19 protein-coding genes are annotated in these 21,374 nt (G+C 48.7%); 3 read left to right on the plus strand and 16 right to left on the minus strand.

Features of this window, described 5'->3' with window-relative positions; all coding sequences use genetic code 11:
• Positions 1-2: 2 nt before the first annotated feature.
• Positions 3-2,486, plus strand: coding sequence for a heavy metal translocating P-type ATPase (locus ABY044_RS06155; protein ID WP_373019249.1), 2,484 nt, complete (start codon positions 3-5; stop codon positions 2,484-2,486).
• Positions 2,486-2,746, plus strand: coding sequence for a cbb3-type cytochrome oxidase assembly protein CcoS (ccoS, locus tag ABY044_RS06160; RefSeq protein WP_373019251.1), 261 nt, complete (start codon positions 2,486-2,488; stop codon positions 2,744-2,746). The genes ABY044_RS06155 and ccoS overlap by 1 nt, the downstream gene beginning before the upstream one ends.
• 166 nt (positions 2,747-2,912) lie before the next feature.
• Here the strand turns inward: ccoS and ABY044_RS06165 are convergent, their stop codons facing one another.
• The 10 genes from ABY044_RS06165 to ABY044_RS06210 form a co-directional block, all read right to left on the minus strand.
• The gene (locus ABY044_RS06165; protein WP_373019253.1) at positions 2,913-3,560 is read right to left on the minus strand and encodes a hypothetical protein; all 648 of its coding nucleotides are present in this window, start codon (positions 3,558-3,560) and stop codon (positions 2,913-2,915) included.
• Positions 3,557-4,159, minus strand: coding sequence for a hypothetical protein (locus ABY044_RS06170; protein WP_373019255.1), 603 nt, complete (start codon positions 4,157-4,159; stop codon positions 3,557-3,559). Before ABY044_RS06170 ends, ABY044_RS06165 begins: the two co-directional genes overlap by 4 nt.
• Before the next feature lie 13 nt (positions 4,160-4,172).
• The gene (locus tag ABY044_RS06175; protein ID WP_373019257.1) at positions 4,173-4,547 is read right to left on the minus strand and encodes an Hpt domain-containing protein; all 375 of its coding nucleotides are present in this window, start codon (positions 4,545-4,547) and stop codon (positions 4,173-4,175) included.
• Positions 4,548-4,560: 13 nt separating this feature from the next.
• Complete coding sequence (gene dtd / locus ABY044_RS06180) at positions 4,561-4,998, minus strand: D-aminoacyl-tRNA deacylase (RefSeq protein WP_373019259.1); 438 nt, start codon at positions 4,996-4,998, stop codon at positions 4,561-4,563.
• Entirely contained in the window at positions 4,995-5,960 is a 966-nt protein-coding gene (gene pip / locus ABY044_RS06185) for a prolyl aminopeptidase (protein WP_373019261.1), read from the minus strand. The genes dtd and pip overlap by 4 nt, the downstream gene beginning before the upstream one ends.
• A gap of 120 nt (positions 5,961-6,080) precedes the next feature.
• Positions 6,081-7,901, minus strand: a complete 1,821-nt coding sequence (gene typA / locus ABY044_RS06190) for a translational GTPase TypA (protein WP_373019263.1) — start codon at positions 7,899-7,901, stop codon at positions 6,081-6,083.
• 267 nt (positions 7,902-8,168) lie between these two features.
• On the minus strand, positions 8,169-8,672 hold the full coding sequence (locus ABY044_RS06195) for a YeeE/YedE thiosulfate transporter family protein (protein WP_373019265.1): 504 nt from the start codon (positions 8,670-8,672) through the stop codon (positions 8,169-8,171).
• Positions 8,673-8,764: 92 nt separating this feature from the next.
• Positions 8,765-9,253 (minus strand): YeeE/YedE family protein, encoded by a 489-nt coding sequence (locus tag ABY044_RS06200; protein WP_373019267.1) that lies wholly within the window; start codon positions 9,251-9,253, stop codon positions 8,765-8,767.
• A 160-nt stretch (positions 9,254-9,413) separates the two neighbouring features.
• Positions 9,414-10,553 carry a hypothetical protein gene (locus ABY044_RS06205; protein ID WP_373019269.1) on the minus strand — a complete coding sequence of 380 codons (1,140 nt, stop codon included), beginning with the start codon at positions 10,551-10,553 and terminating at the stop codon, positions 9,414-9,416.
• Between the two features lie 36 nt (positions 10,554-10,589).
• Positions 10,590-10,886, minus strand: a complete 297-nt coding sequence (locus tag ABY044_RS06210; RefSeq protein WP_373019271.1) for a hypothetical protein — start codon at positions 10,884-10,886, stop codon at positions 10,590-10,592.
• Positions 10,887-11,049: 163 nt separating this feature from the next.
• On the opposite strand from ABY044_RS06210, the gene ABY044_RS06215 reads away from it, so the two are divergent.
• Positions 11,050-11,595, plus strand: a complete 546-nt coding sequence (locus ABY044_RS06215; RefSeq protein ID WP_373019273.1) for a YaeQ family protein — start codon at positions 11,050-11,052, stop codon at positions 11,593-11,595.
• An 89-nt stretch (positions 11,596-11,684) separates the two neighbouring features.
• On the opposite strand, the gene ABY044_RS06220 is transcribed toward ABY044_RS06215, so the two are convergent.
• The 6 genes from ABY044_RS06220 to ABY044_RS06245 form a co-directional block, all read right to left on the minus strand.
• Complete coding sequence (locus tag ABY044_RS06220; RefSeq protein ID WP_373019275.1) at positions 11,685-12,614, minus strand: DMT family transporter; 930 nt, start codon at positions 12,612-12,614, stop codon at positions 11,685-11,687.
• Between the two features lie 116 nt (positions 12,615-12,730).
• Entirely contained in the window at positions 12,731-13,795 is a 1,065-nt protein-coding gene (rsgA, locus tag ABY044_RS06225; protein ID WP_373019277.1) for a ribosome small subunit-dependent GTPase A, read from the minus strand.
• 281 nt (positions 13,796-14,076) lie between these two features.
• Positions 14,077-15,096, minus strand: coding sequence for a DUF3800 domain-containing protein (locus tag ABY044_RS06230; protein ID WP_373019279.1), 1,020 nt, complete (start codon positions 15,094-15,096; stop codon positions 14,077-14,079).
• 166 nt (positions 15,097-15,262) lie between these two features.
• Complete coding sequence (locus tag ABY044_RS06235) at positions 15,263-16,063, minus strand: M23 family metallopeptidase (RefSeq protein WP_373019281.1); 801 nt, start codon at positions 16,061-16,063, stop codon at positions 15,263-15,265.
• Between the two features lie 159 nt (positions 16,064-16,222).
• The gene (metH, locus tag ABY044_RS06240; RefSeq protein ID WP_373019283.1) at positions 16,223-19,933 is read right to left on the minus strand and encodes a methionine synthase; all 3,711 of its coding nucleotides are present in this window, start codon (positions 19,931-19,933) and stop codon (positions 16,223-16,225) included.
• 98 nt (positions 19,934-20,031) lie between these two features.
• Complete coding sequence (locus tag ABY044_RS06245; RefSeq protein ID WP_373019285.1) at positions 20,032-21,276, minus strand: diguanylate cyclase; 1,245 nt, start codon at positions 21,274-21,276, stop codon at positions 20,032-20,034.
• Between the last annotated feature and the right edge of the window lie 98 nt (positions 21,277-21,374).

Genomic DNA, 21,374 nt, shown 5'->3' on the forward strand with positions numbered 1-21,374 from the left:
AAATGACGACGGCGTGTTTCCATTGTGGTCAGGCAATTCCCGAGGGCGATATCGTTCTAAAGCCAATTCAGGGGCAGGAACGTGCCTTTTGTTGTCACGGTTGTGCTTCGGTTTGCGAAGTCATTTATGACGCGGGCATGGAGAGTTTTTATCAGCGGACGCCGGATGGCGATTTGCTGGCTCCGCCGCCTCCGCCGAATAAAGATATTGAATTTTATGATTACGATGAAGTTCAATCGCAATATGTCGGTGATCTCGGTGACCGTCGAGAAATAACCTTGATGTCGGAAGCGATTCATTGCGCGGCGTGCGTTTGGTTGATCGAACACACTATGGCTAAAATGGACGGCGTTCTACTCGCCTCCGTCAATTTCACCAACAAACAAATCAAAGTGCGTTGGGATAACAGCAAAATCAAACTTTCCGATATCATCAAAAAACTCAATAGCATCGGTTACGATGCCACGCCTTACGATCCTTCCGCAAGCGAACAAGCTTATCGAAAAGCGAATCGCGACTTGTTATATCGCCTGGGATTTGCCGGATTCGCAATGATGAACGTCATGTGGTTTTCGGTCGCATTGTATACCGGGGCTGCGGATGATCAGGAATTCCGAAACTATTTCCACTGGATTGAATTTTTCATCGCCTCGATTACTTTGGGCTATTCCGGACAGCCGTTCCTTAAAGGTGCCTGGACGTCCTTAAAAGCAAGAACGGTCGGTATGGACCTCTCGATCAGTTTGGGGATGTTGGCAACCTATACCTATTCCTTCTGGGTAACCATTCATCCTGAACGTGTCGGCGAAGTGTATTTCGATACCTTGATCGATTTTATGTTCCTGTTGTTGATTGGGCGATATTTGGAAGCGATCTCCAAAAACAAGGCGTTGGACGCCTCTCGTCGTTTAATGGATTTGCAGCCTAAAGTTGCACGTTTACTGGAACAAGGCGAAACCAAGGTCGTTCCGGTGAGAACACTGGTTAAAGGCAACCAAATTCTGGTTAAACCGGGCGATCAGTTTCCGGTAGACGGCCATATCGTCGAAGGCCAGAGCATGGTCAACGAATCGATGCTCAGCGGCGAATCCAGAGAAATCAGCAAAAGTGTCGGGGATATGGTTTCAGCCGGTACTATCAATATCGACGGAACACTGACGGTCTCCGTAGATGCAATTTTACAGAACACACAGCTGGGTCGGATTATGCATATGGTTGAAGAAGCGCAAGGTTCAAAAGCGCCGATTCAATGTACTGCGGATAAGATCATGCCGTGGTTTGTCAGCACCACGATTACGCTGGCGGTCATGAGTTTTGTTTACTGGTTCTTCAATGCCGGAATCGAGTTTGCCATCATGACCGGAACGGCCGTATTAATCATCACGTGTCCGTGCGCGTTCGGTTTGGCGACGCCGATGGCGATTGCGGTTGCATCGGGGGTCTCGGCGCGTAATGGAATCTTGGTTAAAAACGGAGCGGTGTTGGAAACCTTGCACACGATCGAACATTTCGTTTTCGACAAAACCGGTACCTTGACGAAAGGACAGATGAAGCTAATCGACAGCGAATTGGTTGACGGTATCGATGAAAGTCAATTGATGCGCGAAGTGGCCTCGATCGAATACAAATCCGAGCACAGCCTTGCCATCGCGATTACCGAAGCGGTAAAAGCCAAATACCAGTTCAATAATGCGGATTGGTCGGACGTTCAGGGATTCAAAGCTTATCCGGGTAAAGGCGTACAAGGGCAAGTATCCGGCGAAGACTATTTGGTCGGTACAGCCAAGTGGTTGCAGAGTTTGAATGTTTCTATTCCAGAGACCTTACTGGAAAAAGCCGATAAGCGAGCGCAGATGGCGCAAACGGCCATTTGGATTGCTAAACAAGGTCAAGCCCAAGGGGTCCTGTTTTTAGAGGATGAAATTCGTCCTGAAGCGTTGGATTTGATCGAACGCCTTAAAGCAAAAGGAAAGCTGGTGACTCTACTGAGTGGAGACCAAGAAATCGTAGCGCAAAGAGTGGCTGAAAAGTTAGGCGGTATGAATGTAATTGCCGAAGTGCTTCCTGAAGATAAAAACCAAGTGATTCGCGATCTGCAAGCCAAAGGTCAACAGGTGGCGATGATCGGCGACGGCGTTAACGATGCCCCGGCATTGGTGCGTGCAAATGTCGGTATCGCTCTTGGGTCGGGAACGGATGTCTCTATGGACAGCGCCGATATCGTTTTAATCAATAACGATATCCTATCTGTGAATACGGCGTTGGAATTATCCGAACGAACGCTTAAAACCATTAAACAGAATATCGCCAGTTCGATCACTTATAACCTGATTATGGTGCCGTTGGCGATGAGTGGGGTTCTAACACCGTTGATCGCTGCGATTACGATGCCGTTGAGCAGTTTGGTCGTTATTGGTAATGCTGCAAGAATTCGCGGTTTTTTTAGTCCGAGAGCAATCGCCAAAAGAAAACGAGGAGGTCAATAATGGATGTCGTGTATGGTTTGATCCCGATGATGTTGATATTCGGTTTTCTTGTGGTCGTGGTCTTTATCTGGATGGCTAAAACCGGCCATTTTGACGATCTGGACGGTGCCGCCAACCGCATTTTCATGGACGATGATTATCCGGAAGAACGTCCGGTCAAGCAAGAGACTGAAGTCGAAACTCAGACGAAAGAAGCGGGTGAGAATGCGGATGTGAATGTGGATAAAGAAACGGCTGTAAAAACCGAAAAAACCGACTGATATCTAAAGACTTAGCGGACGTTAAATACCGGTGGATATAAACGGCTTCATGCATGGATAAGCGCGTTCCGTTCGGTTTTATTGGTGTGCCGTAAATAAAAAAGCCCTGAATGGTTCTAGATCATTCAGGGCTTTTTTTATGCCGTGTAGCCAGTGCTAAAGCCATCTATGGTTGGCTATATTGCAATGCCTCCGGGCCTTCGGGATCGATAATCAACTCCAAGCCCATACGGTCAAAGAACCAGTGATCCAGCTTGTCGGATTGAGTTTCTTTGCGATCAGGTTCTCCGAAGCGTAAGTCGATAGCGCGCTGATCCAAGTCCTTTCTAGGAATCAAAGTCACGCTGGAGATGATTTTATCCAGAAAATCCAAATTGTCTTGAGACGACAATTTAATCTCTTTCGCGCCGGAGGTCGTCGGGCTGATTTTAGTTCCGCGGTTATAAACTTCTTCAAGCTCTTCCGGCGAAACCTTTAATTTAACCGCAATCGCCGCTTTGATTGAGCCGATATAAATCACCGGAAAGTAAGCTTCCGCCGATTTGTTTCCACCGTCATGATCGGTAAATAGGCGAATCTCGACATCCTTGCCATAGATGTCCATAGCTTGACGTAGTGTGGTTTGATTCAAGGTAATTCCCAAGGCATGTAATTGGCCTTGTTGATCAAACTGGGCATTCCACGGAAGACGTTCTTCTACGACTTCCGAGCGCTCCGGTTGGAGGACTAAAAATACGCCATAAAGCAGCACTGCGCCGATTAGAACGATAAGGAAAGGTGGAATTTCACGCTTTTTGGTTTCGGTTTGACTCATTTTTCTGACTGTTCCGTCTTTTGGGTTGGTGTGTGTTTGACTTCATCGTCACCTTCACCCAGTTCGGCACTGGAGTTGGCGTCGCGAGGTAAAAACTTTTCAATAGCTGGGTTCGAGATACCGTTACCGGCATCATAAACCGAGATACCCGTTTGCATGAATGTGATCAGAACGGCGACAAAAATCACGACGGCCGAAAAGCGGATGGTGATGATTTCACCTAAGTTGGTCTGTCCGCCTTCGGTCGAGAAATCGTTCATCGAGAAACCGCCCGGGAAAATCATGTCAATCAAGGTATAGACGGCAACCATGGCGATCGCAATTGCATAACTGATTAGAAGAATGCGTCCACGGCGCCAAGCCATGATCCAGTGCGAAGCGACGAACCAGGTGTCGGTCGCGATCACTTTTTTCGTTTTAACGTAAAGGAAGGCGATCACCAGGCTTGAGATAACAGGAACCAATAACAAAGCGATGGTATCGCCGATTTCCAATACAATCATCGAGATGAAAAGGTGGGTAATGATGATATTGATGTTAAAGATGTGATGCGGTGTCTTGGCGCGTCTTTTTTCGTCTTCTGTAACTTGATAGTGCATGGTGAGCTCTTACCTATGTATTAAGCGAATTAAGATAATTCTTGAGAGTGTGTATTATCGCTGAATTTTCCGTTTGAATCATTGAAAGAACTTTGGGGATTTCATTAATATCTTTTGTCTGGTTGAGCAACTCTTCCAGTTGCACGCAAAGTTGTGGCAGGTTGGTCGCACCGATGCTGGAAGCGCTTCCTTTGAGTTTATGACAGACTGAAGCCATGTGGATGTAATCTCTTCGCTCCTGGGCGTTTAGGAGTTCGTCGACATTGATTGAGCTGGTGTCGATATAGGTATTCAAGACTAAGGGCAGTTGCTCGCCGATAAGCGTGTTCAGTTCATCAAGGCGTTCTTGGGAAACGACATCGTGTGAAGAAGATTGGGATGCCTGCATAAAATTCCTATGGTTAGACTTCAAGCCAAAAAGTAACCGGGCCGTCATTGGTTAAAGTGACTTGCATGTCTGCGCCGAAGCGTCCGGTCTGTGGAGTATTGTATTGGTTGGCGACTTCGGCTACAAACTCTTCAAACAGCTTTTCGGCAATTTGAGGTGGTGCGCTGCTGCTGAAACTGGGTCTTAAGCCTTTTTGGGTATCGGCCGCCAGGGTGAACTGAGGGACCAGTAAAATTTCGCCGTTGGTTTGCTGAACATTAAGGTTCATCTTATCGTCGGCGTCCGAAAATAAGCGGTAATGCAGCAATTTATGAGTCATTTTTTTGATTTTGGTTGAATCGTCGCCGGGTTGGAAGCCGGTCAGCACGACCATTCCTACTCCGATTTGTCCGACGGTTTCGCCGGCCACTTCGACTTTACCGTGGGAGGCTCTCTGAATTAAACAGATCACAATTGGGCTCCGATCGAAATGAAGTCGTCGGTCGCTTCAACCAGTGCCTGGGTGATTTCAGGTTCATACGCCGAATGTCCGGCATGGTTGCAAATCACCAGTTTGGCGTCGGGAAGACCATCCGCCAGTTCCATCGCCTGATTGATCGGGCAAACCATGTCATAGCGGCCTTGAACGATGGTGATCGGCAAGTGTTTGATCACGTCCAGATTTTTGATGATCTGGTTATCTTCAATAAACGCCTGGTGTTGGAAATAATGGCATTCGATCCGCGCCATCGCCAAAGCATGAAACGGGTCGCCGAAGTGGTTGACCAGTTCCGGGTCGGTTTGCAGGGTAGAGGTACGTCCTTCCCATACGGACCAGGCTTCGGCCGCGCGCATACGGGCAATTTCGTCTTCGCTGGTTAAGATTTCATGGTAAGCGTGAATCATATTGTCGCGTTTGTGTTCCGGAATCGGCGCAATATAGTCTCGCCAGTATTCGGGATAAAAACGATCCGCCCCTTTTTGGTAGAACCAATTAACGTCTTCCCGACGACACAGGAAAATGCCTCTTAAAATCAGTCCCAAGGATCTTTCCGGATAAGTCTGCGCATACAGCAGGGCAAGAGTCGAACCCCAAGAACCGCCGAACAGCACCCATTTGTCGATTCCCAAGTGGCGGCGAATCTTTTCAATGTCTTCGATCAGGTGAGCGGTCGTATTGTTAGTCAGGCATGCGTGTGGGCGCGAGCGGCCGCATCCGCGCTGGTCGAACAGGACAATCCGGTATTCGTTCGGATTGAAGAATTGGCGATGAGTCGGTGAATAACCGCCGCCGGGACCACCGTGAAGAAACAGAATCGGGATGCCATCAGGATTGCCGCATTCTTCAACATGTAACGTATGTTGATGATCCACTTGCAAGCTATGTTGTGCGTAAGGTTCGGTGGGCGGGTAAAGAGGGTCGTGATGCATCATTGCTGTAAGCCTTCCTTTTCAATCCAAAAGTCTGCCTTACAGTTTACCGAACATCCCGAATTTTGGATATAAAAAAACCGGCTGAGAAGCCGGTTTTAAATGCGATCGTCGAATGGCGGATTAAGCCTTTTGACGACCTGCACGCTTACGATCGTTTTCAGTCAGTAACTTTTTACGGATACGTACGCTTACAGGAGTAACTTCAACCAATTCATCGTCATCGATGAATTCCAAAGCCTGTTCAAGCGAGAAACGAATCGGCGGAGTCAACGTCAAAGCTTCATCCGTACCGGCGGCACGCATGTTGGTCAACTGCTTACCTTTCAACGGGTTAACCGTCAAGTCGTTAGCACGGCTGTGAAGACCGATGATCTGACCTTCATAAACCTCGTCACCGTGACCGATATATAGGCGACCGCGATCCTGTAGAGTGAATAGGGCGAAAGCCAAAGCTTTACCTTGACCCAAAGAGATCAATACACCGTTAGTACGCTCACCCAAAGAACCTGAGAACTTAGGACCGTAGTGAGAGAAGCTCGAGAAGATCAAACCGTTACCCTGGGTAGCCGTCATGAACTCGGTACGGAAGCCGATCAAACCACGTGAAGGAATCACGAAATCGATACGAACGCGTCCGTGTCCGTCCGGAACCATGTCAACCATCTCCGCTTTACGCATCCCTAGTTTTTCCATGATCGTACCTTGAGATTCTTCAGGTACGTCAACGGTTAGGTTTTCGTAAGGTTCTTGAATTTCGCCGTCAACTTCTTTGAAGATAACTTCAGGACGTGAAATCCCCATTTCAAAACCTTCACGACGCATGGTTTCGATCAATACCGACAAGTGAAGTTCACCACGGCCCGAAACACGGAATTTGTTTGCATCTTCGGTTTCTTCAACACGTAGAGCAACGTTGGTTAGCAATTCTTTTTCCAAACGCTCGCGAATCTGGCGAGAAGTTAACAATTTACCTTCTTTACCAACAAACGGAGAGTCGTTAACCTGGAACGTCATGCTGACAGTCGGTTCGTCAACCGTTAGCGGAGTCAAAGCTTCAGGGTGGTTGGGGTCACACAAAGTATCTGAGATGTTCAGTGGGTCCAGACCCGTGAAAGCAACGATGTCACCGGCATGGGCTTCATCGATGTTGATACGATCCAGACCGTGGTAACCGAATAGTTCGCCCACTTTACCGTTACGCTTGTTGCCTTTTGCATCGATGATCGCCACAGACATACCAACCTGTACCGAACCACGTTTGATACGACCGGTTCCGATAACACCTTTATAAGTGTCGTAGTCCAAAGAGATACACTGCAACTGGAAAGGTCCGCCAAGATCAACGTCAGGAGGAGAAACTTTTTCGATGATGGTTTCGAAAACAGGTGTCATGTCACCTTCGCGAACGTCTTCGTCGTAACCGGCAAAACCGTTAAGACCGGAAGCGTAAAGTACGTCAAAGTCCATCTGCTCGTCAGTTGCACCCAAACGGTCGAACAAATCGAAAGTCTGGTCAAGTACCCAGTCAGGGCGCGCGCCAGGACGGTCGATTTTGTTGATAACGACGATCGGCTTCAAACCTTGCTGTAACGCTTTTTCGGTTACGAAACGAGTTTGCGGCATCGGACCTTCAACGGCATCAACCAATAGCAATACAGAGTCAACCATAGACAGGATACGTTCAACCTCACCACCAAAGTCGGCGTGGCCCGGAGTGTCTACGATGTTGATACGGTAATCGTTCCATTTGATTGCTGTGTTTTTGGAAAGGATGGTAATCCCACGTTCTTTTTCAAGATCGTTGGAGTCCATGACACGTTCGCCCGTGTCTTTACGCTCATCCAGAGTTCCGGATTGTCTTAACAGCTGATCAACCAGAGTGGTTTTACCATGGTCAACGTGAGCAATGATTGCAATGTTGCGAATATGTTGTGTGGTCATGAAGCTGGCGCTCTCTATACTAGCTTAGGCGTGATTGCTATTGAATTGTCTGACAGGGCATGTAAAACAATGCAAAACAATAGGTTAGCCCTAAGAATTTGAAAAAAAGGTATTATAATGAAATTTAAGGGAATTTATAGCTTAATAAAGGAATTTATTACGATTAACGCGGCTTTATTGTTCTGGAAGCGGATTTGATCAGTCGGATTTAATCATGAACGGGGCGGATTGATGGTAAAGAGAGCCATATTCCGCCCCGATTCGTTTTTATTTGAATGTGTCGCTAATGCTCTTGTTATGCGCGATGAAGGTCTGTAAAACGCCGAATGCCATGGTGCCCAGAAGCAGACCGGCCAGAACGAATAAAGCGCCGACTTTCCCTTCCCCGATCATCGCCGGAACCGTTCCCGGACACGATGCCGTCATCGCCCAACCGATACCGAATAGAAACGCCCCGGTGATCAAACCGGACTGGTAAGGTTTCTTAACGAAATCCACTTCCGCCCCGGTGCTGATGGCGCGAATATGGAATTTCTTTAACAAGAATACGCCGATCATCGAGACAATCACCGCGGTGGCGATGACTTCCATCAACTGAAAATCGATCATCAGGAACATCTTGGCGTGGTAGTCATAGGTGGTCGCCCCGGCATGACTCATCAGAAAACCGAACATGACGCCCATCAGCAACGCCAGGAAGTTGGAACGGTACACGAAGCTGAAAGAGATCAGAAACAGTTTCGCGCTTTTTAAAAGAGGGAACTTATGCATTTTTAAGCCTTCTTAAGCATCGTCGGCCTTTTGAGCGCGATGCTTGGTTACATTGTTTTGGTTAGGTTGTTAATAAGCGTTTGAATGCGCGCTTAAAAATTGAACAGCAGCTGGGTCGTCAGCATGGCGCTCAAGAAAAATACAAATCCGGCCAATAGGCTTGGCGGATTCATCATGGCTCCGCCGACCAAGGCGTGTCCTGTGGTACAGGCACCGGCCAAACGGGCTCCGAAGCCCAGCAACATGCCGCCGAATACCAGCCATAGGGCCTTGGCCGCCTCCGATTGCGGCAGAATGGTTTCATACATGCCCATATCGAACGTCAGGTGCCAAGGTTCCGGCGAACTCATTGCGCTCAAAAAACCGCCCAACGGGATACCGATCAGGAACCACAATTTCGTGTTGTTCGGGTTGCTGTATTCGCCTTGGCGGTAGTAGGTCAGTTTTTTGCTCAGCAGGCCGCAGACATTCCCGTAACCGGTAGAACATCCTGCAGGTTTGCCCATCAGCCAGAAATGCAGAATCACAAACCCACCAATGGCCAAGCCTCCGAGCCATCCTGCCCAGACAACGATTTCCATAAGTGTTTCCTTATAAATATTTTTTATAACGTGACAATATTGTGTCTATTTAGGGGGAGAGAATCAAAGCAGGGTTTTTTAGTCTTGGATAAATTTTTCTTATGGTCAATAAGAAATCTAAATGGACCGGTGGAAGTCCATGATTTTAATGGGAAAATTCTTATTCGGTGGGGGCTAGCATCACATGCTGGCTGAGAACGTTCAAATCACGCCAAGCGCGCCCGAACGCAGAACCGGTAAATACCGCCAGCATGCCCGCACGGGCTTTCAAAAGGTTGGTCGCTTCGACACAGTCCTGCACGATATCAATGCCGGCTTGCTGAACCTCTTTGCGCAGGGCTTCTTCCGGCGTTTCGCCGTTTTCAAGCTGAGTCCAAACCTGTTCCGCCAAACGGTATAACTCGTCACTGCAAGTTGAGATCAGTTGGTTTGCTTTATCGCATCGTTGTTTGATGCCTTCGTTTTCGGCAAGTGGAGCTGTGGAACCGAACGATTGTTTGTGTTGCGCATATTCGTTGAACTCGTCTAGAGCATGTTGGGCAATACCGACGGCAACGCTGGCAAACGTCAAACTGGCAAGCACTTCCAACGGACAACGGAAAATCGGGTCGTCCAATACAGGTTCTTTGAATAGGGAAAAGGTATAGGCGCGTTTGACCGGAACGGACTCGACGCTGAAATCGTGGCTGCCGGTCGCTTTCATGCCGAATACATTCCAGGTGTCATGAATCTCCACCTGTTCGGCAGGCACGGCCACCGCGGTGATTTCGTTGTCGGTGCCCTCAATCAGACAGTTGGCGGTGAACCAGGTTGCATTGTGTGCGCCGCTGGCATAAGCCCAGCGCCCGGAAACATCATAGCCATCATCTTGGTTTTTAGTCGCAACGCCGGAAGGCATGCCCGACCCGGCAATCACCGCACGTTCCGGTGAAAAGATTTCACTGGCGGCGCTTTCTTCCAAAAAGCCGGAAAACAATCCGCCGCCCGCGCCGATCATCGCCAACCAACCGGTCGCACCGTCCGCAGAGGCAATCAGTTCGAAAGCATGTAACGCCGTCGGTAAATCGGTCGGTTCGCCATTGTACTTTTCAGGAATGAACAGGCGGAACAAGCGTTGCTCGAACAACGCATCCAAAACCTCGTCCTGTAATCGCCCAAGTTGTTCGGAAGCTTCCGCAGCCTGTTTGATGATCGGCAGAATTGCTTTGACGTTATTCAGTAAGTCTTGTGGTGTCGGGTGTTTGCGCATGGCTCGTAGAAGGGGTTCGCAGGTATAGGTCGTGATATTAACTAAAACCATCTCGCCCAATGTGTATTGGACGGGTGGTTAACGGCATTATTTGTGATAGGTTTCGTTGCGGTTGCGCCATAGCTTGGACACCGCTTTGTCACTGCCTAAATACCCTACGATCAAACAAACCAGACCGGTACCGACGAAGATAATCACCGGAAGCAAACCTGCAATCTGATTGGCAAGAAGCGAAAAATAGGTTCCGACAAATCCGAGCGAAATAAACATAAAGCCCATAATCTTGAGCACTTTGCGGTGCGTTGGGCTGTATTCAAAGTCCCCTTCGGAATTTTCCAAAGGAGTCAAAATAGGGGAGGCGAGTTTTAGTAATAAATTTTTCATGGTTATGAGTTTACCCAGTCGTCGCTTGTATGTCGATTAGGAATAATAATTTTTTACTCCGTCTCACTATTTATTGTTGCTGTCGTTAGTCAGACTCACGTGTTTTATGGCATGATGTGCGCCTGCTCAATTTATCGAGTGACTTAACCTTAAAGGGCTTGTTGTGGCATTAAAACCAACCGTATATAAATTCAAAATGTCGGTTTCCGATTTAGACCGTTCTTATTTCGATTCACTTAGTTTAACCGTTGCAAAACACCCGTCCGAGAATGAAGAACGGATGATGGTGCGTTTGTTGGCTTATTGCCTTAACGCGCAAGAATTCCTGAGTTTCGGTGCCGGGTTAAGCGAGTCGGACGACCCTGCAATCAGCGTCAGAACACTCGACGACCAAATTGCCTTGTGGATTGACGTGGGCGAACCCGAGCCGGAGCGAATCAAGAAAGCCACCCGCAGAGCTCAACAGGTCAAAGTCTATAGTTTTAATACCAAGTCCGATGTCTGGTGGGCGCAGGGCGAATCGCAATTCAGCCGTCTGGATGTCGATGTGTATCGCTTTAATTGGAATGACATCCAAACGTTTGCCGATATGCTCGAACGCACAATGGATTTCACCGTCACCATCAGCGGAAACTCCGCATTTCTTGCCACTGCCAAAGGCGAATGCGAAGTCAGTTGGGAAACGTTGCTTGAACAAGCAAAAGCGTAATAAAGAGTAATAAATAGTAATTAGAAGCGGTTTAAAAATATTGGCAACGATTGCGGATACTCAGCAGGCCTGCCGAGTTTTGGCGGCATTTAAGCTTCAAGTTTTCGTAATGCCGCTTTGCGATGTTGATTGCGGCCGTGGATGACCAAACCGATACCGCCGAGCATCAAAAGGGCCGCCAGGATGAAGCGCAGGGTAATCGGTTCCGCCAAAAGCCAGTTTGCACCTAATGCGGCGAGCAGCGGCACCAGCAACTGGGAGGCGGAAGCCATGCTCGGGGAAAGATTGGTCAGAGCCTTGTACCATAAAATATAGGTCAGTCCGGAAGTCACCGCGCCGGAAAAAAGGGCCAATCCAATCCCTTCGGCGGTGAATAGGACGTTCGGCAGAAAAAACAAGCTGACGACTGTGGCCAGAGCCACCATTGGCAGAGTGCGATAAAAATTAAATGCCGTGTCGTGCAAAGGATCAAGCGATTTGCGGCCGTTCAAACTATACATTGCCCAAGTGTAAGCCGAGATACCCACCATGACCAGTCCCCACCAGGAAGGCGTGCTGAGTTTCGGGTACATTAAATAGACCAAGCCCAATAACGCCAAAGCCACGCCTATCCATTCCGCCAGATGTAATTTGTCTCCCTTACGTACCGCATAGCCGATCATGGTCAACTGCACCACAACTGCCAAAATCAAGGCACCGTTTGCGGTGCTGATGGCAACATAGCCGTAAGAAAAGGTGATTGCATAGATAAACAGAAACACCGCTGCCCGCCAACTGCCTCGACTCACAGAAGCCGTTTGGTTACCCGGCGAGCGTGTTTTCTGTTGTCGGCGCATCCACAGCATCACCAAAAACAAAATCGCGGCCGCCGAGCCAAGCCTTAAATTGGTGAAACTGATGGGGTCGATCAGATGATCGTCAAGCGCCCAGCGGCAAACAATCGCATTGGTGGCGAAAGCGACCATCGACAAAAACGTAAACAAGGCGGTTTGGATAAGCGTGGAACGGGCAAGCGGCATTATTTTTTCCCAGTAAACGACCGGAACGGTCGTGTGCGCTATTTTAAGGTTTGTGCGAAAAGAAGCTAGTGGAATTTGAGCCTGATTATTGGGTTTGGTGTTTATTGCCGAGTGCGTTATCTGCGCTTATTCTTCATGGTTGTTTTAACCAGCTTCCCGAAATCTTTATCTTTCTTTCTTTTGTCTAAATAGGACATCTGATTAAAATCGGATTCTCTCTTCATTTTCAGATAGTTTTGATAGCGCTCTTCGGACAAATCACCACTCTCGATCGCCGCTAAAATCGCGCAGCCTTTTTCATTGGTATGGGAGCAGTTGGCAAATTTGCAGCTTTGAGCAAGCTCCAGTATTTCTGAAAAGGTTTCATCCAGCCCTTCATCTACAGACAAGCTGCCGAGTTCTCTCATTCCCGGAGTATCAATGATCATCGCCCCGTTTTCCAAGCGAACCAATTGACGACTGGTTGTCGTGTGTCGGCCTTTACTTTGTATTTTACTCACTGACTGGGTTTCAAATTGTTCGCCACCGATGATGCTGTTAAGTAAAGTCGTTTTACCGACACCGGACGACCCCAACAAGCAATAAGAAGATCCGCTCTTTAATAAACCAATGATGGAATCGATGCTCTCTTGGTTTAGATTGCTGAATTCCATCACGGTTGTTTTAGGGGAAATAGCCAAGATTTTTTCTTTAATTTCGTTAATCTCTTCGTCGGGGAGAAGGTCGCTTTTACTCAGTAGAATAATAGGCTCAATCCCGCTTTCATTGACCATGACTAGATAGCGTTCCAACCGTCGGAGATTAAAATTCTCATTTAGGGATTGGATAATGAAAGCGACGTCGATATTGGCGGCGATCAACTGGAAATCCACCAGCTTTCCGGCGGTCTTTCGTTTCAGAAGTGTCTTTCTCGGAAAAACGCCATAGATGATGGCGTGGGTATCATCATCGAAAAAATCGGCATACACCCAGTCACCGGTGGTTGGAAGGTCAATGGCCGAGTCGGCACTGTAGAGCAGGTTGCCCGACAGTTCAGCAAATATTTCCTGCCCGCCTTTTGTAACCGTGTAGCTGTCTTTATGGACAGAAACGACCCGCGCAACATCATGAGCGGCGATTTTTTCATCATCCGCTCGACTCTCAAACCAGTCGTTATAACCTAGGCTTTTCAGATTACTCATATTTTGATTTATCTCTATTAGTTCAATAGCATCTAACGCGACCAATGTACCGTTAAGGCATTTGCTGTATTTAAAATCTCCTACGGGATTTTCTAAAGGAGTTAGGGTAGGGAGGTTAGTTTTAGTAGATGATTTTACTCCATTACCCACAGCGGAAATTCTGATTTTATCACTGCCTCTAAAGGCGAATGGGAAGTCAGTTGTGAAAATTTACAACGAAAGTACGAGGTTTAAAGAATAAGGTAGTAGCGTGGTGTAGTTTTGTTGCAGGCAGCACTTTGTTAGTTTTTATTTATCATCGGGCGACAATGTTTTGAAAAAAGTCGTACTAATTGCGCAAGCTCTTCATTTACGCTTGCCTCTTCTCCAAACGTAACAAGTTTAATAGGAGGTTGGTTTTTAACCTCTTGCACCATTAACTCACCAAACAATTTAGCGACAAGGTAGTTATTATCAAATTCTTGTCTGAGTAACCGCCTCATACCAGACGCTAAAAGATCGGCAACTTGAATTCCTTCGTACGACTTTGAATCGATGAACTTAATATTTTTTCTAATTATTTTTTGGATATCAAAGCCTTCTTTTTCCTTCAAATGAGGGAATTTGTCTATCAAATATTCTGGTATTTCACCTTTTTTGTACATAAATTCAGACATCGGTCTATAGTCACACCAATTTAGTGCGTGACCTGGATTTTGAAGGGAAAGTGTTTGGAGGAGTGTAGGGCTGAATTTCTCAAATACATCTTCAAAATCAGTTTTCTTTTGGGGTTCTTTTTGATCGATTTTCCATTTAAAAGACTTTAGCGAATTCGGCTTTCTTTGCACAAAATAGCTAATTCCACGATTTACAAATGTATGCATCAGTTGTATTTGGCAGGATAACTGGACATATAACTGAGCTGGAAGTTCTTCAAGCTGGCTAGTCATATATCGAACAGCATTTCTTCCACTTTCGTATTTCATTTCATCAACGTTTTCAAGCATCGAGGTTGCTCGTGTCTTTTGATGATTCATAACCAATTCAAGCTTATTGAGGTGAGAGTCAGTCGCGATGCAGAATAACACCCCTTCTAGAGCACCGAGTTCCCGTAGGAATTTTATGTAATTTAATTCTGATATCTGGTGTAGTTTTAGTTCTTCAGCTACAAGAACTCCCTCTCTTATTTTCAGATTTCTCAGAGTTTCTCGGTATTTCCTCTTTTCAGTCTCTGGACATGCATATGCAGCAACAACACACCAAGAATTCTGAGGCGCATTTTTGACAGCAAAAGACCCTGCCTCATCTATCAATATCTCCATGCATCCTCATCCTAGCTGAGAGCTAACTATTTATTAGACATCCTAATGGGGATGTTGAGTTAGTCAAACGCTTTTAATTGTTAGTTACTGCGCAAAATCTTCTGGAACTTAACCCAGATTCGGTGCGAGCCATTTTCGGTTTGTTCTACTTTCTAGACGAATGGCCTTATTTAACGACATACAAATCATTTGTTGAGACAAAACGGTCGCCGAACAGGATGGCTACCGGCTGGTCATCAAGTCTATTGGCTTGGATGTGGAGATGTGGTTCGTCGGAGTTTCCGGAATTTCCCACTTCACCTATTCGCTGACCTTCTTTAACAGACTTTCCTGTTTCGATTTTCACGCTGCCTTTCTTTAAATGCGCTAAAAGAACCTTAATGTTTTTACATTTTATAACGATATGATTTCCTGCTGTGTGCTCACGATCTACCTTAGTCGGCATATTATCCGGTAAGCCATCGACAGCGGATATCACCTTGCCTGAACATGGACTGTAAACGGCATTGCCAAAGATATGATACTGAGCCAAGCTTTCAGGCAGAAAGTTTGTTGCCCGGTTTCCTAGTTTGCCAATTTCGATGATATCAATGGCGTATTTTCCATCCTCGGACATAGCATGAAACGGGTTTGTCATTCCGTTGCTTCCACCTTGTAAGATGCTGTAGGAACCTTTACCTAAAGGAAATGCCAGCTTGACTGGATTATCGGGGCAGCAGGTGCCGGAAAGGATTTTTACCCCCAACAATATTCCACACAGTGCTAATAACGCTATGCCGCCAAGGTAGCTCCATTTTCCTCCGGAAAGGCTCCAGGATAGGGTACGAACTTTAAGAAATGAATAGAGCGCAGCGATCAAGAAAAAAGCGACGGTAAGGTATCTTAAATAGTAACTGGTTACAGCCCAAGGGCCGATTTTGTAGAAAATAACACAACACTTCCTGTCAGCAAAATCTTCAATAGCCATTCCGATTTACTTCGCATTGCGCTGAATGAGAGCCATGCGATGAATAAAAACGGAAAGAGTATTGTGAGTGCACCGAGTATGTATATGGTCATGTGTTCCTCGTTACCGTGCTAAACAAATAACAAAAAGGGCGAATAAATCGCCCTTTTAATTTTAATGTTACTGCGCAAAATCTTCCGGATCGTAACCCAGGTTTGGTGCGAGCCATTTTTCGCTTTCTTCGATCGTCCAGCCTTTGCGGTGGGCGTAGTCTTCTACCTGGTCACGTCCAAGCGAACCGACACCGAAGTAGCGGCTTTCCGGATGTGCAAAATACGTTCCTGAAACCGCAGCCGTCGGCGTCATCGCGAAGCTTTCGGTGATGTCCAGACCAATGGCGGTATCTGGTTTCAACAGTTCCCAACTCGTGCCTTTCTCGGTGTGATCCGGGCAGGCCGGATAACCGGCTGCCGGACGGATGCCCTGATAGCGTTCGCGGATCAGGTCTTCGTTGTCCAGATTCTCTTCCGGCGCGTAGCCCCAATCTTCTTTACGAACGATTTCATGCAGGGTTTCGGCAAAGGCTTCGGCGAAACGGTCGGCCAATGCTTTAAGCATGATCGAGCGGTAGTCGTCGTGCGCCGCTTCGAAGCGTTCGATGTGTTCGTCGATGTCGATACCCGCCGTCACCGCGAAGAAACCGATGTAGTCGGCCACGCCGGTTTCTTTAGGCGCGATGAAGTCAGACAGACAGTTGTTGGCACCGCCGCGTTTTTTCTCCGCCTGCTGACGCAGGTGGTGGAACGTATGTTGCACTTGGGTGCGTGATTCGTCCGTATAGACTTCAATGTCGTCGCCGACGCGGTTGGCCGGATAGAAGCCGTAGACCGCTTTGGCGGTCAGCCACTTCTCGTCGATGATCTGCTTCAACATCTCCTGCGCGTCGGCAAATACCTTGCGCGCTTCTTCACCGACGACCTTGTCGTCCAGAATGCGAGGGTACAAACCGTGCAGTTCCCAAGACTGGAAGAACGGCGACCAGTCGAAACGCTCGACCAGTTTCTCAAGCGGGAAGTCTTCCAATACTTTTGTGCCTAGGAAGGTCGGTTTAACCGGCGTGAATTCCGACCAGGCCTCTTCAGTCAGGGCAGGGTTCTCACGCGCCTTGTTCACCGGAATACGTTTGACCTGAGCAGCACGTGCTTTACGTTCCTCACGAACCTGTTCGTATTCGGCGCGGATTTTGGCGGCGAAATCGACTTTCAAGTCGTTGGAGATCAAACTCTGCGCAACACCCACTGCACGCGAAGCATCCTTAACATAAACAACCGGATGGTCGTATTGCGGTTCGATCTTGACCGCCGTGTGCGCTTTGGAAGTGGTGGCACCACCGATCAACAGCGGCAGATCCATGTTGCGTTCTTTCATCAGTTTGGCGACGTTGACCATCTCTTCCAGAGACGGCGTGATCAAGCCGGAAAGCCCGATGACGTTGGCGCCTTGTTCGACGGCGGTGTCCAGAATCTTTTCGGCCGGAACCATCACGCCCAAGTCGATAACCTCGAAGTTGTTACATTGCAGTACGACGCCGACGATGTTCTTACCGATGTCGTGAACGTCGCCCTTAACGGTCGCCATCACAATCTTACCGTTGGCCTGCCCTTCGGCTTTTTGTGCCAGCAAATAAGGATCAAGATAGGCCACGGCGCGCTTCATGACACGGGCGGATTTGACCACCTGCGGCAGGAACATCTTTCCGGAACCGAACAGGTCGCCGACCACATTCATGCCGTCCATCAAAGGCCCTTCGATGACCAGTAGGGCGGAACCGAGTTTCTGGTAGGCTTCTTCGGTATCGGATTCGATAAAGTCGGTGATCCCTTTTACCAGAGCGTGCTCAAGACGTTTTTCGACCGACTCTTCGCGCCAGGCGGTGTCGTGCACTTTACCGGCGGCGGTGCCGTCGCCGCGGAATTCTTCGGCCACTTCTAGCAGTCTTTCACCGGCGTCAGGATCTTTGTTCAGGATGACGTCTTCGACTGCAACGCGCAGTTTTTCAGGCAGGTCGTCGTAGATCGCCATCTGTCCGGCGTTGACGATACCCATGTCCATGCCTTCCTTGATTGCGTAGTACAGGAAGACCGAGTGGATCGCTTCACGAACCGGGTTGTTGCCTCGGAACGAGAAGGAGACGTTGGAAACCCCACCGGAAATCTTGGCGTGCGGCAGATTCTTTTTGATCCAGGTGACGGCATTGATGAAATCCAACCCGTAGTTGTTGTGTTCTTCGATACCGGTCGCCACCGCGAAAATGTTCGGGTCGAAAATGATGTCTTGCGGCAAGAAGCCGACTTTATCGACCAGAACGCGGTAGGAGCGTTCACAGATTTCGATCTTGCGCTCAAGCGTATCTGCCTGTCCGGTTTCGTCGAATGCCATGACAATGGCGGCCGCGCCGTACTGCTTGACCAGTTTGGCGTGTTTGATGAAGGCTTCTTCACCCTCTTTCAAAGAGATGGAGTTGACCACCCCTTTACCTTGAATGCATTTCAGTCCGGCTTCGATGACGTCCCATTTTGAAGAGTCGATCATGATCGGTACGCGCGACGCTTCCGGTTCCGAGGCCAACAGGTTCAGGAAACGCACCATGCACGCCTTGGCGTCGAGCATCCCTTCATCCATGTTGACGTCGATGATCTGAGCGCCGTCTTCCACCTGCTTCACGGCGATCTCGATCGCTTCTTCGTAGTTCTCTTCGATGATCAGGCGCTTGAATTTGGCGGAACCGGTAACGTTGTTACGCTCACCGACGTTGACGAACAGCGAGCTTTCGTCGATGTTCAGAGGTTCAAGACCGGATAGGCGGCAGGCCGGCTTGATTTCCGGCAGGGCGCGACGCGGGTACGCCTGTGCCGCGTTGGCCATGGCCTGCACGTGATCCGGCGTGGTTCCACAGCAACCACCGATAATGTTGATCCAGCCTCTTTCCGCCCAGACTTTGATTTCTGCGGCCATCTGTTCCGGAGTTTCGTCATACTCACCGAACTCGTTCGGCAGACCGGCGTTCGGGTGAACCGAAACGAAGGTTTCACAGACGCGGCTCAATTCTTCGACGTAAGGGCGCAGTTCTTCCGGCCCCAAGGCACAGTTCAGACCGACGGACAAAGGTTCCGCATGCACGACGGCGTTGTAGAACGCTTCGGTGGTCTGACCGGAAAGCGTACGTCCGGACGCATCGGTGATGGTACCGGAAAGCATGATCGGCACTTCGTAACCGACTTCGTTCTCCACCTCTTTGACCGCGAAAATAGCCGCTTTGGCGTTGAGCGTATCGAAAATGGTCTCGATCAGGATGGTGTCCACGCCACCTTCAAGCAAAGCATGAGTGGCCTGTTTGTATGCGGTGACCAGCTCGTCGAACGAGGTGTTACGGAAACCCGGGTCGTTGACGTCCGGCGAGATCGAGGCGGTACGGTTTGTCGGCCCCAAAACCCCGGTGACGAAACGCGGCTTGCCGTCTTCGGCTTCGGCGATGTCACACGCTTCGCGCGCCACTTTGGCGGCGGCCAGGTTGATTTCGCTGACATACTCCTGCATGTCGTAGTCGGCCTGCGCGATGGTGGTGGCGTTGAAAGAGTTTGTTTCCAGAATGTCGACGCCTTTGCGCAGGAACTCAAGATGGATGTCACGAATCACTTCCGGCTTGGTGATGACCAGAATATCGTTGTTGCCTTTGATATCCATGTGATAGTCGGCAAAACGCTCACCGCGAAAATCTTCTTCGCTCAGGTGCTGGTCCTGAATCATTGTTCCCATGGCACCGTCCAGTACCATAATGCGTTCTTGCAGAAGGGATTTCAGGAGTTGTAGGCGTTCACTTCGTTGACTCATTTCGGGTTCCATAGCATGCGTAAAATTTAATCGGACTATTTTACCCGATTTGTCCCGTGAGCACTAATCGGAAGCATGCCTAAATGGAGGGGGTGTTTTCAGTACTCGACGGACACTTTGTTGCGACCGGATTTTTTGGCTCTGTACAGCGCCTTATCGGCCTTTGCGATGGCGTCGGTCAACGAACTGCCGGAATAGGTGAGCCCCTGACTGAGGGTGAATTCGACGCCGATCTTTTCCTTGGAATGTTTTTCGATGGAAACCCTGAGCGTTTCGCAGAGCCGTTCGATTTCCGCAGCGTCGTTGACTTCGCCGACCACACAGAACTCCTCTCCGCCGAAGCGGGCGGTGATGAAGTGTGAAAACAGGTCTTCGATGGCGCGGGCGGTGAATATGATCGCTTCATCGCCCTTTTGATGCCCGTGTTCGTCGTTGACGTGTTTGAAGTGGTCGATGTCGGCCATCATGACGAATGCGTGCTTATTCCCCTGTTTCAATCGGTCGAAGAGGGCAGAGCCTTTTTGGAACAGATAACCGCGGTTGAAGATGCCGGTCAGCGGGTCGCGTTGGGAGATGTGTTCGATTTCGTGGTAGGCGCAGCTGTGGTCGATGTTCTGTTTGATGCGCACATAGAGTTCTTCGGCCGACGCCTCGGTGTTGTAGAAATCGTTGACGCCGTACTTCATCAGCCGGATGGCGGTGGCGATGTTTTTGCCGGGTTCGCAAACCATCATGGGTAACTGGCTCTGATTGAAGCGTTGGCGGATCGAGTTGACGAAGCCGTGAATGTCGGCACCGATGTGATCGGTATCTTCGATCAGGATCAGGTCGGGTTGTTCCGATACGATGCAACGCAGCATTTCCTGCGGGCTTTCGAATACCCGTACCCGAAAGCGGTGGACGCGCAAGAGTCCCACCAGACGATTGCTGTACTGTGAGTGCGAAGAACTCAAAACCCAAAGGCGCCGTTGCGCGTTCCTGAATAAGTTGACTGCGGTTTGAACGGCGTAGTGGATCGAAGCCGGACTGTCTTTGGTGACGTAATCGGCGACTTTCTGATGAAACATTTCTTTGCGGGTTTTGTCACAGTAGGATGCGGTTAGGACAATGGTGGTGATGTGTTTACTGTGAAGAAGTTCGATCGCTTCCCCTTTGGTGGCGTCCGGAAGATGGAGGTCGCTCAAACAAACCACCACGTTAACGTCGGTCGCCAAAATTTCTTTGGCCTCTGACAGGGAGTGGCAGGTCAGTACCGGCAGGGGAGTGAGTATTTCCAGTTGATTTTTCAGCAACAGGGCAATGGATTTCTGGTCATCGATAATCAGGAATACGTCTTGGGTCATTGAAAGTTCGACTTAAATTAATGCTCGTTGATGTTTCGTATTAGGAAAATTCAGTATAGAACTTTTTTATGACAAAATCTTTGCAAATTACGTTTATA

It is taken from the genome of Thiomicrorhabdus sp., from assembly GCF_041583835.1.
Taxonomy (GTDB): Bacteria; Pseudomonadota; Gammaproteobacteria; order Thiomicrospirales; family Thiomicrospiraceae; genus Thiomicrorhabdus.

Excerpts from the sequence above, each read along its gene's own strand:
- ABY044_RS06170 (WP_373019255.1), bottom strand. The coding sequence starts at position 4,159 with ATGCACTATCAAGTTACAGAAGACGAAAAAAGACGCGCCAAGACACCG.
- ABY044_RS06165 (WP_373019253.1), bottom strand. The coding sequence starts at position 3,560 with ATGAGTCAAACCGAAACCAAAAAGCGTGAAATTCCACCTTTCCTTATC.
- ABY044_RS06195 (WP_373019265.1), bottom strand. The coding sequence starts at position 8,672 with ATGCATAAGTTCCCTCTTTTAAAAAGCGCGAAACTGTTTCTGATCTCT.
- ABY044_RS06205 (WP_373019269.1), bottom strand. The coding sequence starts at position 10,553 with ATGGTTTTAGTTAATATCACGACCTATACCTGCGAACCCCTTCTACGA.
- pip (WP_373019261.1), bottom strand. The coding sequence starts at position 5,960 with ATGATGCATCACGACCCTCTTTACCCGCCCACCGAACCTTACGCACAA.
- metH (WP_373019283.1), bottom strand. The coding sequence starts at position 19,933 with ATGAGTCAACGAAGTGAACGCCTACAACTCCTGAAATCCCTTCTGCAA.
- ABY044_RS06230 (WP_373019279.1), bottom strand. The coding sequence starts at position 15,096 with ATGGAGATATTGATAGATGAGGCAGGGTCTTTTGCTGTCAAAAATGCG.
- ABY044_RS06245 (WP_373019285.1), bottom strand. The coding sequence starts at position 21,276 with ATGACCCAAGACGTATTCCTGATTATCGATGACCAGAAATCCATTGCC.
- ccoS (WP_373019251.1), top strand. The coding sequence starts at position 2,486 with ATGGATGTCGTGTATGGTTTGATCCCGATGATGTTGATATTCGGTTTT.
- typA (WP_373019263.1), bottom strand. The coding sequence starts at position 7,901 with ATGACCACACAACATATTCGCAACATTGCAATCATTGCTCACGTTGAC.
- ABY044_RS06210 (WP_373019271.1), bottom strand. The coding sequence starts at position 10,886 with ATGAAAAATTTATTACTAAAACTCGCCTCCCCTATTTTGACTCCTTTG.
- ABY044_RS06220 (WP_373019275.1), bottom strand. The coding sequence starts at position 12,614 with ATGCCGCTTGCCCGTTCCACGCTTATCCAAACCGCCTTGTTTACGTTT.
- ABY044_RS06175 (WP_373019257.1), bottom strand. The coding sequence starts at position 4,547 with ATGCAGGCATCCCAATCTTCTTCACACGATGTCGTTTCCCAAGAACGC.
- ABY044_RS06235 (WP_373019281.1), bottom strand. The coding sequence starts at position 16,063 with ATGGCTATTGAAGATTTTGCTGACAGGAAGTGTTGTGTTATTTTCTAC.
- ABY044_RS06200 (WP_373019267.1), bottom strand. The coding sequence starts at position 9,253 with ATGGAAATCGTTGTCTGGGCAGGATGGCTCGGAGGCTTGGCCATTGGT.
- rsgA (WP_373019277.1), bottom strand. The coding sequence starts at position 13,795 with ATGAGTAATCTGAAAAGCCTAGGTTATAACGACTGGTTTGAGAGTCGA.
- ABY044_RS06155 (WP_373019249.1), top strand. The coding sequence starts at position 3 with ATGACGACGGCGTGTTTCCATTGTGGTCAGGCAATTCCCGAGGGCGAT.